19 protein-coding genes are annotated in these 11,098 nt (G+C 55.1%); 3 read left to right on the top strand and 16 right to left on the bottom strand.

Annotated elements, in window-relative coordinates; genetic code table 11:
• Positions 1–214 precede the first annotated feature (214 nt).
• Positions 215–520 carry a hypothetical protein gene (locus CA13_RS14390; RefSeq protein ID WP_146397741.1) on the bottom strand — a complete coding sequence of 102 codons (306 nt, stop codon included), beginning with the start codon at positions 518–520 and terminating at the stop codon, positions 215–217.
• 148 nt (positions 521–668) lie between these two features.
• On the opposite strand from CA13_RS14390, the gene CA13_RS14385 reads away from it, so the two are divergent.
• Positions 669–956, top strand: coding sequence for a hypothetical protein (locus CA13_RS14385; RefSeq protein WP_146397715.1), 288 nt, complete (start codon positions 669–671; stop codon positions 954–956).
• 125 nt (positions 957–1,081) lie between these two features.
• Here CA13_RS14385 and CA13_RS14380 read toward each other — a convergent pair whose 3' ends face one another.
• From CA13_RS14380 to CA13_RS14330, 11 genes are all read right to left on the bottom strand, one after another.
• Positions 1,082–1,393, bottom strand: coding sequence for a hypothetical protein (locus tag CA13_RS14380; RefSeq protein ID WP_146397739.1), 312 nt, complete (start codon positions 1,391–1,393; stop codon positions 1,082–1,084).
• Positions 1,394–1,564: 171 nt separating this feature from the next.
• Positions 1,565–1,930, bottom strand: a complete 366-nt coding sequence (locus CA13_RS35175) for a hypothetical protein (RefSeq protein WP_419194353.1) — start codon at positions 1,928–1,930, stop codon at positions 1,565–1,567.
• Between the two features lie 170 nt (positions 1,931–2,100).
• Positions 2,101–2,481, bottom strand: a complete 381-nt coding sequence (locus CA13_RS14370) for a hypothetical protein (protein WP_146397735.1) — start codon at positions 2,479–2,481, stop codon at positions 2,101–2,103.
• 175 nt (positions 2,482–2,656) lie between these two features.
• Positions 2,657–2,998 carry a hypothetical protein gene (locus CA13_RS35170; protein WP_419194352.1) on the bottom strand — a complete coding sequence of 114 codons (342 nt, stop codon included), beginning with the start codon at positions 2,996–2,998 and terminating at the stop codon, positions 2,657–2,659.
• Between the two features lie 180 nt (positions 2,999–3,178).
• Positions 3,179–3,508 carry a hypothetical protein gene (locus CA13_RS14360; RefSeq protein WP_146397731.1) on the bottom strand — a complete coding sequence of 110 codons (330 nt, stop codon included), beginning with the start codon at positions 3,506–3,508 and terminating at the stop codon, positions 3,179–3,181.
• A 162-nt stretch (positions 3,509–3,670) separates the two neighbouring features.
• Positions 3,671–4,267, bottom strand: a complete 597-nt coding sequence (locus CA13_RS14355) for a HEAT repeat domain-containing protein (RefSeq protein ID WP_146397729.1) — start codon at positions 4,265–4,267, stop codon at positions 3,671–3,673.
• Between the two features lie 629 nt (positions 4,268–4,896).
• Entirely contained in the window at positions 4,897–5,349 is a 453-nt protein-coding gene (locus tag CA13_RS14350; protein ID WP_146397727.1) for a hypothetical protein, read from the bottom strand.
• A 158-nt stretch (positions 5,350–5,507) separates the two neighbouring features.
• On the bottom strand, positions 5,508–5,921 hold the full coding sequence (locus CA13_RS35165; RefSeq protein ID WP_419194351.1) for a hypothetical protein: 414 nt from the start codon (positions 5,919–5,921) through the stop codon (positions 5,508–5,510).
• A gap of 153 nt (positions 5,922–6,074) precedes the next feature.
• Positions 6,075–6,416 carry a hypothetical protein gene (locus CA13_RS14340; protein WP_146397723.1) on the bottom strand — a complete coding sequence of 114 codons (342 nt, stop codon included), beginning with the start codon at positions 6,414–6,416 and terminating at the stop codon, positions 6,075–6,077.
• Between the two features lie 159 nt (positions 6,417–6,575).
• Positions 6,576–6,938 carry a hypothetical protein gene (locus CA13_RS14335; RefSeq protein ID WP_146397695.1) on the bottom strand — a complete coding sequence of 121 codons (363 nt, stop codon included), beginning with the start codon at positions 6,936–6,938 and terminating at the stop codon, positions 6,576–6,578.
• Positions 6,939–7,120: 182 nt separating this feature from the next.
• Entirely contained in the window at positions 7,121–7,453 is a 333-nt protein-coding gene (locus CA13_RS14330) for a hypothetical protein (RefSeq protein WP_146397721.1), read from the bottom strand.
• A gap of 74 nt (positions 7,454–7,527) precedes the next feature.
• Between CA13_RS14330 and CA13_RS14325 the strand changes: the two genes are divergently transcribed.
• A complete protein-coding gene (locus CA13_RS14325) occupies positions 7,528–7,728 on the top strand; it encodes a hypothetical protein (protein ID WP_146397719.1) in 201 nt (66 codons plus the stop codon).
• 485 nt (positions 7,729–8,213) lie between these two features.
• On the opposite strand, the gene CA13_RS14320 is transcribed toward CA13_RS14325, so the two are convergent.
• Positions 8,214–8,414, bottom strand: a complete 201-nt coding sequence (locus tag CA13_RS14320; RefSeq protein ID WP_146397717.1) for a hypothetical protein — start codon at positions 8,412–8,414, stop codon at positions 8,214–8,216.
• Between the two features lie 278 nt (positions 8,415–8,692).
• Here CA13_RS14320 and CA13_RS14315 point away from each other — a divergent pair, with 278 nt between their 5' ends.
• On the top strand, positions 8,693–8,980 hold the full coding sequence (locus CA13_RS14315; protein WP_146397715.1) for a hypothetical protein: 288 nt from the start codon (positions 8,693–8,695) through the stop codon (positions 8,978–8,980).
• A 195-nt stretch (positions 8,981–9,175) separates the two neighbouring features.
• On the opposite strand, the gene CA13_RS14310 is transcribed toward CA13_RS14315, so the two are convergent.
• The 3 genes from CA13_RS14310 to CA13_RS14300 all read right to left on the bottom strand — a co-directional run.
• Complete coding sequence (locus CA13_RS14310; RefSeq protein WP_146397713.1) at positions 9,176–9,649, bottom strand: hypothetical protein; 474 nt, start codon at positions 9,647–9,649, stop codon at positions 9,176–9,178.
• Between the two features lie 241 nt (positions 9,650–9,890).
• Complete coding sequence (locus tag CA13_RS14305) at positions 9,891–10,277, bottom strand: Imm1 family immunity protein (RefSeq protein ID WP_146397711.1); 387 nt, start codon at positions 10,275–10,277, stop codon at positions 9,891–9,893.
• A 151-nt stretch (positions 10,278–10,428) separates the two neighbouring features.
• On the bottom strand, positions 10,429–11,098 hold a 670-nt coding region (locus CA13_RS14300), incomplete at its 5' end, for a hypothetical protein (protein WP_419194350.1).

Genomic DNA, 11,098 nt, shown 5'->3' with positions numbered 1-11,098 from the left:
ATCAAGGTCGATTGGCTTGCCGCATTCAGGGAAGCGTTCCATCTTGTGTCCGCCAACGGAAGGTTTTTACGACACCGCCCTAAACGAAGCGAGCGATGCCTGAACTACGAGAGATTCTACCAAGGCCAGCCCGCGTGACCAACCAAGGAAGGTGTGCCGAAGGCCTAGCGTAAAAACCATGTTGTGTGACGCTGAAGCGGCAACACGGCATCCATCAGGAATCGCCCGCAAGAATTGGCGCAATCCGTTCGCACAACCATCGGTAGTCGGAAATCAATGGGCCAACCATAGGCCAGCCACCGTCAGTGAATTTCTCCGCGATGCCACGGGCGAGATCATTGATCCGGTTCTCTGTGGTGTCGGCAATGTTAGCATTGCGGCGCGGATAAGAACTCCAGCGACGACGAGCAATCGCGGCCATTTCGGCAGCAACCTTCGCGTCACGCGCGGCAACCGGGCAACCATCGTCCCAAGCCCAGCGAATTTTGGCGGCAACGAGTGCCTCAACGTCCGCATTCATGAAAGCCTGCGTCACACAACGGAAGGTTTTGCCGACGCCTTGTTGAACGAAGCGAGCGACGTTGAATTACGAGCAGCTAATGATACGCCGCCGCACGTGAATTACCAACGTAGGCGTGCCCGAAGGGCCCTTGCGGCAAAACCATGTTATGCGGCAACGTCAAAATGCCAACTCGACGCTCCAACGCCAAGCCAATACTGCAGCGGCCGTAACCGCGACGCCGGTGGACTACCGCCAAGTCGACACGCTCGAAACCGGAACCGACGAGACGCGCAACATCGACTTGACGATCGCAGCAAAACCGATCCAAAACCAAATAGCATCAAACGTGAGTAAGCCTCGACACAGCATCCCAGCAACCGCCCCGCTCACCAAACACCAGCAAGCGTTCACCCGACGTGGCACCCGTCCAACAACGAGTTCTCAAGCCGCATAACGGAAGGTTTTTACGACACCGCCCTGAACGAAGCGAGTGATGTCTGAACTACGAGAGATTGTACCAATGGCAGCCCGCATGACCAACCAAGGAAGGTGTGCCGAAGGCCTAGCGTAAAAACCATGTTAGGCGACCGGTGAGTCTGCGTCCCGGTTAAGCAATGCATATCGAAGCCCACAAAACACGCAAACATGAAGGCACGCGATTCCCGTCCATCCCAGTATCTCGTTGAGGACGTTATTGGGCGCGACCGTAAACGTAATTGCGGCAGCCAGAAGAAACACGGATGTGAGCAGGAAAAGCACCACCGCGAGTGTGCGGTAGCGTTGCGCCTTTGGGTTGCGCGCGGTTTGCTCAAGCGCCTCGGCGGCATCAAGTGCCTTTTGAGAGGACCCAGTTACGAGGTCAAATGCGAGATTGAGTAGAAACGTTAGCATTGAGGAAAACTTAGGTCGCCTAACGGAAGGTTTTTACGACACCGCCGTTGCGATGCCATTCAAGTTTGAATTACGGAAGATTCTACCACCAGAGGGTGGCTTGAACAAACGACAGCGGTGTGCCGAAGGCCTAGCGTAAAAACCATGTTGGGCGACCGGCGGCGCATCGAGTTAGTGCCAGTCGTGACCACACCAGAGGCATTGTTGTGCACTTGGCGATTGTAGTATCCGATTGCATTGAGCGCAGCGATGAATGTCAAATTCACGATCGCCAACGGCAGCGTCCAAGCTTGCCGTCTCGATGTCGGCTTGGATGCGTGTTACGAGAGATTCAAGGTCAGGTGGAAGCGGTGCAGGCGAATCAGATGAACCGATCGCGTTGTAGTATCGGCGGAATGCCTCACGGTGGTGCTCCGGGAGAGCGGCCTCGACAGCGTCGGGATGTGGGATGCACTCATGCGGCCTGACAGCATCTGGGAAGTGTCGCCAAATGTAGCGTTTGCGTTCTTCGTTTTCGTCGTAAGGACGCTCGGCCATTAGATTGATCTAGGTCGCCCAACGGAAGGTTTTTACGACACCGCCGTTAACGAAGCGAACGATGTCTGAACTACGAGTGATTCTACCAAGGCCATGGCCCGTTGCGAAAGAGCCCAGGTGTGCCGAAGGCCTAGCGTAAAAACCATGTTAGGCGACCCTTGGCGTGGGTGTTAGCTCGGCGATTTGTTGGTTCTGACAGAAACACGATTGAGGCGAATCATCAGGAAGATCGCGGAAAAGATGATGACCAACCAAACGATCATGTCAATGATAAAGGGTGTAATCAAGAAGTCACGCTCCAAGTCCGTGGGCGGCCAGCCGTCAGCAATGCGCGACGGCCCCATAGTACCGTCCGCCCACTCAAAGACGTGCAAAAAGGGGAGTGGCCAGCCTTGCCGCATCCTAAGTGCGTCACCGCGACCTGCTGCCGCGTAACTCACACACGTAATCTCGCGGAAAGTGTTGAGCCAAAGAAAGAGTGAAACGATTGCGGTCAGAACGAGCAGTTGCGTTAACGAAAACCGAAAGTTCGACCGGCGATCTGTTTCCATCTGGGTCGCCTAACGGGAGGTTTTTACGACACCGCCCTGAACGAAGCGACTGATGCCTGAACTACGGAAATTGTACCAATGCCAGCCCGCGTTGCCAAAGTGGGAAGGTGTGCCGAAGGCCCCAGCGTAAAAACCATGTTGTCGGGCGATGAAGCGGCAACTCGGCCTCCACTGGTCAGTCGCCGAGTTTGTCGCACCACGCTGACCGGTTAGACGCAATATTGGATGCGAGTGTGGCTGCGACGTCGAGATCAGTAGTTGTGTAACGGCTGCCAACGCGTTCGATGCGGTTGAGGAGTAGTTTCAAGTCGCGAAAGTCTTCGGAAGTCCCGCCGAACGCGAATCGGATATACGCGAACAATGAAAGCCGATGGATTTCGCCCTCAGGGGTTTGTTGGTGTTCGGTGATGAAGCGAAACAAGTCGAGCAGGTCAACGCCACTCAACGCGCGGCGGCGGAGAGCGTACACCAACTCTGCGTCCGGAGGGTCCCCGGCAATGCGTGTTGTCTCGAGCATGGAATCGAAAGACCTCGTCCCGACAACGGAAGGTTTTTACGACACCGCCCTGAACGAAGCGAACGATGCCCGAACTATTAAAGATTGTACCAAGGCAAGCGATCGTTGCCAAATACGTAGGTGTGCCGAAGGCCTAGCGTAAAAACCATGTTGTCCGGCCCGTGAAGTGTGTGAAAGGTCTCAATCAGAGGAGCCAGCAAGTTTTGCAGCACATTCCGCCATGCACTCGGCGAAGGACATGGACTCGCGAGCGTCAGCACCGATATTTGATGACAGAAGATCGTACGATTCGCGATAGTGGTCCATGGCTAGCGCGAAATCGAATGTTACGTGTTCATGAAAAAGTGCACTGCCCGCAAGCGCGGATTGCAATTCGTGCCACGGCAGTGATGGATCACGAGCCTCGGTGACGGACTGTGCCATCAGTTGGATCGCAAGTTCGCGGTCACCACGACCATTGGCCTCACGCGCGGCGAGCTCGGTTTTGTGCCACTGGAGATCGCCACGCATCTAAAGCTCTGGTCCGGACAACGGAAGGTTTTTACGACACCGCCCTAAACGAAGCGAGCGATGTTTGAACTACGAGAGATTGTACCAATGCCAGCCCGCGCGACCAACCAAGGAAGGTGTGCCGAAGGCCTAGCGTAAAAACCATGTTGGGCGTCGCATGCCCTACGATTGAGCTTCAATCTTTGCAAGGGTCTTGGTGGCCATTTCTCTAACTGATTTGTTTTGGTCGTGGGTTGCCGCAGTCAATATTTCGATTGAATCAGCGTCAGGAGCATTGCAGGAACCAAGCCCACGAATCGCAATCCGCCGAATCTTACCATTGGTATGCGCGGAAAATCGGTGAAAGCAATTGATCGCATCGCGTGAACCTTTGGCGATATCAACGAGTGCAAGTAGCGCGGAATCCAGCAGCAGATCATCGTCACAAGCGGCAATCAACGCAGGGACAGCACATTTGGTGTCATGCGTCCCAATGCAGTGCAAGACACCAACGGAAACACGGCGAAGCAAGTCGACGTCTGACGAAAGATGGGCAACGACCAGCGGAACGAGTTCCGCGAGTGCATTGGTTTCGTCGAACGCACCGCGAATACGGCCTGCAGCGTTCATGGCGCGGTGGAGGATTGCAGGGTCAGGGTTGGACAGCAGTTCGTTGAGCGAGTCCAAAACGGCGCGGCGGTGGTCTGGTTCGTGGCGACACCGATAGAGCGCGGCCCAGTTGTCGTCTTCCAGTTCGTCGAGCGTTTCGGCCGGATTCATATTTGATCTGCGACGCCCAACGGAAGGTTTTTACGACACCGCCCAAAACGAAGCGGGCGATGCCTGAACTACGAGAAGTTGTACCAATGCCAGACCGCGAACCAACCAAGGAAGGTGTGCCGAAGGCCTAGCGTAAAAACCATGTTGTGCGATCACCTGCGCTACGGTGCGGTAGGATTGTTACCGCAGCCGCCGCAAGTGACACCGCCCGCGACCGGAACGCCACAATGCTCGCAATACTGGCGGGCATCCATACGCAACAATTGACAGCGATCTTTGGGGTCTTGCTGCTGCCCAATTGTTGTCGTGTTTGCGCAAGTCGCGATTCCAGCGCCGCGGGTCGCTGGGCCACCGCAGTCACGGCAGAATCGGGCGTCAGAGTTTAGGTTTGTGTTTGTGGCCATATGAAAGACTGTGATCGCACAACGGAAGGTTTTTACGACACCGCTTCTCTCCGAAGTCAAAAAGCATCGCAATACAAAACAGTTTACCAAAAAGAAACCACGTTGCCAAAGAGGCGGTGTCCGCGGCGTGGCAAACCAAAACATGTCATCAAAGCGACCGACATGGCAAACAAAAACACGCTCCAATGACGAAGCCGCGGCCTTGCGTAAAAACCATGTTGCACGTCAGCGAACTGCGTTTGCGGTCTCAATTTCCGAAGCGAGCATGTCCATCTGCGTTGTGGGGAAGTCCCAGCTCCATTGGTTGTCGGCGATCGCAGCACGGACCGCCGAATCCACCGCACGCAGAGCACGCCAGATTTGTGTAGCGGTGGCAACACAGGAAAGTCCGGATTGGGAAATGTCGCAGCCCGGCTGAACCAGCCGAACGTCGATGTCACTGTTCGCAGTTTTGGTGACGGTGAGCGTGCAGTATTCCGGTTCGAGATGAAATTCAACGTCGCGCGAGCCAAGTTCCGCGGACAGAAGGAAACGAGCGAGTGAAACCAACGGGGCGATGGGGTCAGCGGGGACGTCAGATGCGACCACGAGCGCGTCAGAATCAGCGATGCCAAAGGTGATCGGCAACCACCCATGGGAGATGGTACCGAAGCGGACATTCAGCGTGTGAATTGCCATTAGGCTCTGACGTGCAACGGAAGGTTTTTACGACACCGCCCTAAACGAAGCGAGCGATGTTTGAACTACGAGAGATTCTACCACCAGAGGGAGGCTTGAACAAACGACAGCGGTGTGCCGAAGGCCTAGCGTAAAAACCATGTTAGGCGACCGTTTATCTACAGTTCCGCGTCGCCAATCTGTTTTGCAAGCGAGAGGATACGTTCTGAATCGACGAACTCACCGGAATCCTCGTCGAACAACAGTCCGTCCGTGAGTTTCGCAATCGCACTGGCAGCGTAGAGGGCGCAAACAAGTTCGCGAATGTCGGAGTGCGTCGCAAATGTTACCGCATGAGTGCGATCCCCGAGCGCATCGGGGCGGTCACCGAACGCGTTTTCTGCGGTATCGAAGTAGAACTCGAATCCTGAGGGTTGTTCGTCGAAAACGGCTGGCAAGTAACCAGTGAATGCAGGCAAGTCGTCAACTTCCGGGTCGAGCTTGATTTTGAGGCCAGCAGCGTCGAGAGCGGCTTGCCATTCGCTGACCGTCGGCAGTTGCTCACGAACAAAGAGAAAGGTGTCAACTGACATTCGATGAGGTCGCCTAACGGAACGTTTTTACGACACCGCCGCTGCGATGCCATTCGAGTTTGAACAACGACAGATTCTACCACCAGAGGGAGGCCTGAACAAACGACAGCGGTGTGCCGAAGGCCTAGCGTAAAAACCATGTTAGGCGACCGGTTAGTACGCGCGATTCAACGAAACGAGGGATTGAGACGCAGTATCGACCGCGAAAAACCAATCAAGTTCGTTGCCAGTGGACACGCAAACGACCGCATGCTCGTGATTGATGTGATGGCTCAGGTAGTAGAAATGTCGATTGGGAGGAGCCGAAAGATCGACCACAAGTTTGCCGGATGAATTATAGGCTGCCAAGCGAAGGGTTGGGGTGGACTCGCCATACAGCGCAAGCACGCGCGGTTCAGCAGAGCAAACGAGAACGCTGTCCACGCACGCAGGTAGCGTAATCTCAGTGTCATCCCAGCGAATCGTGGCGTTGCCTTTGAGCCAATCAACATTCAACGGGTAGGTCGCCTAACGGAAGGTTTTTACGACACCGCCCTAAACGAAGCGAACGATGCTTGAACTACGAAAAATTGTACCAAGGCCAGCCCGCGTTGGCAAAGTTGGAAGGTGTGCCGAAGGCCCTTGCGTAAAAACCATGTTACACGACCGGCACCATTATTGTGCGTGTAGCCGAAGTCGTTCAAGCACAGCAAATACGTCATCTGGAGATTGTTGTGCGAAGTATGTGAAATGCAATCGCAAGGTGCCGTCGGTTAGGTCGAGGCGATTTGGATTGGGTGGGAACTGCGAGACAAGTTTTGGCGACGCCCACTGTTGCGCGATGACAGCAAGCGGAACACCGGACGACAGCGCCCACGATGCATCCCCACCGGCGATCGACGGAAGTGGGGAGGCGGCAAGACACGCAGCGACAATTTGGGAAACGTCAGCGTCATCGGGAACCGACGAGTTGCGAGCGTGCGGGGCATCAACGTCATCACCGGCGGCAACACTGTCACGGGTGATGTAGAGCTTCATCGGCGTGAATCACCAATCGATTAGGTCGTGTAACGGAAGGTTTTTACGACACCGCCCTAAACGAAGCGAGCGATGCCTGAATTACGAAAGATTGTACCAATGCCAGCCCGCGTGACCAACCAAGGAAGGTGTGCCGAAGGCCTCAGCGTAAAAACCATGTTGTACGCCACCACGCCCCTCGATCACAGTCCAGCGCTGTATTCCGGAGATTCGCCAACGAACGGCTTGGCTTCACCATCAAAACACATGGTGAGAATGTGGTTTACATGTTGGCCGATTACCGGCGTGGGTGACAACGGCGGAACCCAAATGCGCAGCGGGCGTTCTGGGTTCTGTATGCCGGGGAACTCAGGTCCGTGTACAACCAGCAGACTGGAGTCACCGATCAATAGGTAGCCAACGATAAACCGCTTGTCGTCAGATGCGATCCGAAGGTGGACATCACCCTCGATCCACCAAACGAATGGGCGGCCATTGAAATCGAACTGTGCTCGCCCTTTTTTGCGGATGCCCATTTTCTCTGTGGCGTACAACGGAAGGTTTTTACGTCACCGCCATGAACGAAGCGAACGACTTTGAGTAAGTGAGATTGTACCAACACGAACGCCCGTTGCCAAAGAGCGAAGGTGATCGCGAAGCGACTAGCGTAAAAACCATGTTATGCGGCCGGCAACTACTGGACGCCGGGGAGGAGAGCGATGAAATGCGCAAACGCGATCCCACCGTCAACGCACAAAACCAGCAATCGCCGAGCGGGCGACAGGGAAGACCGAAATACACCGACAAGTAGTAAAGCAGGGCAGACGAGAAACGCGAGCATCCCGACCGTGAGGAAGACTTGGAGAACCGGTTCCCATCGGTCAGACCACACCCACGTTGCGGAATCGTGAGCCATGGCGATCGCTGTTAGCACGACGGCGAGCAAGTGGCCGTAAAGCGTGAATCGGATTAGACGTGAACTGCGTTTTGGGGCGGGCGCGGCGACAAAGTCGTCGGATGTCGAGGCTGGAGTACGGTATGGGTCGGAAGACAATCGAGCGTAGGCCGCATAACGGAAGGTTTTTACGACACCGCTTCTCTCCGAAGTCAAAAAGCGTCGCAATACCAAACAGTTTACCAAAGGAAAGCCGCGTTGCCAAAGAGGCGGTGTCCGCGGCGCTGCCAACCAGAACGCGACAACGGAGCGAATGAATCTGCACGCCAAAGGATGCTCCAATGACGAAGCCGCGGCCTTGCGTAAAAACCATGTTGGGCGACTCTGAGGCGGTGGTCGAGTCAGACATCGAGAGGGTTGTCGCGAAGACATCGCACCAAGTCATCGCGTTCGAGGCCGGGAGCGTCTTTGGCGATCCATTTCTCGAAGGCGTCGCTGTGCGATGGGCGGTAGCGCCCGTTGTGCCAACGGCCGTCGTCGTTAGTATCGACACCAAATTCGATCAGATATAGGAGGTGATGAATCGCGAGAGTCCAGAGCATGTGGGAGTCTTCCGAGTCAACGGCAGAAGCCTCCGCTTGTGGGATTACGCAATATTGCGACGTTCCCATCAGCAAATCGTGTAGAGATTTTGGGCGTTCTTTTCCGAGCCTGCGAATTGTGAGCGCATCTATTTGCATGAGTCGCCCAACGGAAGGTTTTGCCGACGCCTTGTTGACCGAAGCGAGCGACGTTGAATTACGAGCAGCTAATGATACGCCGCCGCCCGTGAATTACCAACGTAGGCGTGCCCGAAGGGCCCTTGCGGCAAAACCATGTTATGCGGCAACGTCAAAATGCCAACTCGACGCTCCAACGCCAAGCCAATACTGCAGCGGCCGTAACCGCGACGCCGGTGGACTACCGCCAAGTCGACACGCTCGAAACCGGAACCGACGAGACGCGCAACATCGACTTGACGATCGCAGCAAAACCGATCCAAAACCAAATAGCATCAAACGTGAGTAAGCCTCGACACAGCATCCCAGCAACCGCCCCGCTCACCAAACACCAGCAAGCGTTCACCCGACGTGGCACCCGTCCAACAACGAGTTCTCAAGCCGCATAACGGAAGGTTTTTACGACACCCGTCCCCAGCGGAACCGAAAGATGTCGAATCAACCGAAATTGTACCAAGGGATCGCCGCTTGAACAAAGAGCGAGGGTGTGCCGCTGTCTCCATCAGAGAAAAGTGTCGCCGAAGCGATAGACGTTCATGGCCGGAAGATGCTCCAATGGAGAGCGGCCTAGCGTAAAAACCATGTTAGCCGACCTCCGCGCTGGGGATACGGTTTGCGAATTCGATGGCGTCAGATTCGATTGTGCCATTCCAAGGCGAAGTCATTGCAGCAAATCGAGAGCGTTTCGCGAGAAAGTCGTACCAATCACGTTTGTCATCGACGTAATAGTGGAATCGTGCGCGGCAGTCGCCAACGGGCATATTGATTGTCCAGCGGCGATCAGTGTCTGAGGCACCGTTAACGTACCCGCGAAGGTCAAACGCAATGCGCGCACCCGGCGAAAGCACAAAATCGTCAAGAGGTTCTGAGACCAAGTAACGCGAGCGCCACTCGTCGATGATGGCGTCGGAAGAATCGACCAAACGGATTCCGGTTACTTGAGGGTATGGCAGCAGAATACGCGAGTCAGCGTTGGAAAACGCAACGCGAAAAGTGTGAAAGTCGGGACCTTCGGTTACGTGTTCCAGTTCGATGTTGAACGTTGTTTCGGTCTCCATCTGAATAGACTGAGGTCGGCTAACGGAAGGTTTTTACGACACCGCTTCTCTCCGAAGCCAAAAAGCGTCGCAACACCAAACAGTTTACCAAAAAGAAACCGCGTTGCCAAAGAGGCGGTGTCCGTGGCGTGGCAAACCAAAACACGATATCGAAGCGAGTAACGTGGCAAACCAAACGACGCTCCACCAACGAAGCCGCGGCCTAGCGTAAAAACCATGTTGGCAGACGCGGGCCATGCGATTAAAGCTCGAACCAGTTTATCGACTGCGGCATTTCGCAATTGGCAGCAAATTCGAGGACGGCCGAAATCGCTGTGTCGGCATCAACCAATGCTGAAGCAGGCAAGTCAAACGCCCCAGCCTCGGAACCATCTACGTTGAGAAAGTGCAGATCGTCACTGACGCCATGTGGTGTCATGCCAGTCGGTTGGTATCCGGGGTGACCGTCCGACGGGAAGTAGTGGATGTACGCGATGTCGCTGTTGAAATGCACGGCGATGTAAGGGTAAGCGGAATCGCCAGCGACGAAGAAAGCGCAGTGCACGCCTTTGCGAACCGTGCGAAGGCGATCGGTGATCTCGGCAGCGTCATCGGTCTCGAACGTGCCTGAAAGGTCGTGAATCTGCATCGACTAGCGTCTGCCAACGGAAGGTTTTTACGACACCGCCATTGCGATGCCATTCAAGTTTGAACAATGACCGATTCTACCACCAGAAGGAGGCCTGAACAAACGACAGCGGTGTGCCGAAGGCCTAGCGTAACACCCATGTTGTGCGGCGTTACGACACCCAGTTGCCCTTGTGTTCCTTAATCGACCATTTGCCATCCTTCTTCTCCACGACGAGTGATCCACCGCCACCGGCAAGTGGACCACCGTAAATCCCGTAGGAGATCTCGGCGGTGTTTTCATCAATCCAATTCGTTACGTGTGCGTAGTAAATGTAGCTCCGTTCTCCGGTGTCAGGGTCTTCGACGCCACGAAAGCGATTCTCCGTTTCCATTTCCCCAGATTTTGGCAGTCGAGCTGCCGAAGCAGGACGCAGCGAATGGCCTGCCGAAGCCAGCAACGCCAGAGTAGCCTCCGGAGGATCAATCCACCCTTTGTCAGAACGTCCTGTGGAAATAAAACACGTTTTGTCTGTGTTGGCGTTTCTCAAACGCCATTGCAGCACAAACGTGGTCGCATCCAAGGCGTCATCGGCGCGAGGATCAACGACCGGATCGGGATTGGCAGTCTCTGGAGTTTCATCGTGAGCTCCAGGCTCAGCATTGGGATTCGATTTGTCCGAGACCTGCGCACTCGGGGCTTGGGTCGCCTGCTGATTCGAGCAACCAAACAGTGCGGCGAACGTGCAACATGCGAGAAGCAAAAGGTGAATACGCATTGGATGAGTCCGCACAACGGAAGGTTTTGCCGACGCCTTGTTGAACGAAGCGAGCGACGTTGAG

This window comes from Novipirellula herctigrandis (genome assembly GCA_007859835.1).
Classification (GTDB): Bacteria; Planctomycetota; Planctomycetia; order Pirellulales; family Pirellulaceae; genus Novipirellula_A; species Novipirellula_A herctigrandis.
Note: the sequence above shows the minus strand (reverse complement) of the source record. Positions and strands in the feature narration are given on the sequence as shown.

What these genes read in the sequence shown, in the direction of transcription:
- CA13_RS14390 (WP_146397741.1), bottom strand. Translation starts at nt 520, where the DNA reads ATGAATGCGGACGTTGAGGCACTCGTTGCCGCCAAAATTCGCTGGGCT.
- CA13_RS14385 (WP_146397715.1), top strand. Translation starts at nt 669, where the DNA reads ATGCGGCAACGTCAAAATGCCAACTCGACGCTCCAACGCCAAGCCAAT.
- CA13_RS14380 (WP_146397739.1), bottom strand. Translation starts at nt 1,393, where the DNA reads ATGCTAACGTTTCTACTCAATCTCGCATTTGACCTCGTAACTGGGTCC.
- CA13_RS35175 (WP_419194353.1), bottom strand. Translation starts at nt 1,930, where the DNA reads ATGGCCGAGCGTCCTTACGACGAAAACGAAGAACGCAAACGCTACATT.
- CA13_RS14370 (WP_146397735.1), bottom strand. Translation starts at nt 2,481, where the DNA reads ATGGAAACAGATCGCCGGTCGAACTTTCGGTTTTCGTTAACGCAACTG.
- CA13_RS35170 (WP_419194352.1), bottom strand. Translation starts at nt 2,998, where the DNA reads ATGCTCGAGACAACACGCATTGCCGGGGACCCTCCGGACGCAGAGTTG.
- CA13_RS14360 (WP_146397731.1), bottom strand. Translation starts at nt 3,508, where the DNA reads ATGCGTGGCGATCTCCAGTGGCACAAAACCGAGCTCGCCGCGCGTGAG.
- CA13_RS14355 (WP_146397729.1), bottom strand. Translation starts at nt 4,267, where the DNA reads ATGAATCCGGCCGAAACGCTCGACGAACTGGAAGACGACAACTGGGCC.
- CA13_RS14350 (WP_146397727.1), bottom strand. Translation starts at nt 5,349, where the DNA reads ATGGCAATTCACACGCTGAATGTCCGCTTCGGTACCATCTCCCATGGG.
- CA13_RS35165 (WP_419194351.1), bottom strand. Translation starts at nt 5,921, where the DNA reads ATGTCAGTTGACACCTTTCTCTTTGTTCGTGAGCAACTGCCGACGGTC.
- CA13_RS14335 (WP_146397695.1), bottom strand. Translation starts at nt 6,938, where the DNA reads ATGAAGCTCTACATCACCCGTGACAGTGTTGCCGCCGGTGATGACGTT.
- CA13_RS14330 (WP_146397721.1), bottom strand. Translation starts at nt 7,453, where the DNA reads ATGGGCATCCGCAAAAAAGGGCGAGCACAGTTCGATTTCAATGGCCGC.
- CA13_RS14320 (WP_146397717.1), bottom strand. Translation starts at nt 8,414, where the DNA reads ATGCTCTGGACTCTCGCGATTCATCACCTCCTATATCTGATCGAATTT.
- CA13_RS14315 (WP_146397715.1), top strand. Translation starts at nt 8,693, where the DNA reads ATGCGGCAACGTCAAAATGCCAACTCGACGCTCCAACGCCAAGCCAAT.
- CA13_RS14310 (WP_146397713.1), bottom strand. Translation starts at nt 9,649, where the DNA reads ATGGAGACCGAAACAACGTTCAACATCGAACTGGAACACGTAACCGAA.
- CA13_RS14305 (WP_146397711.1), bottom strand. Translation starts at nt 10,277, where the DNA reads ATGCAGATTCACGACCTTTCAGGCACGTTCGAGACCGATGACGCTGCC.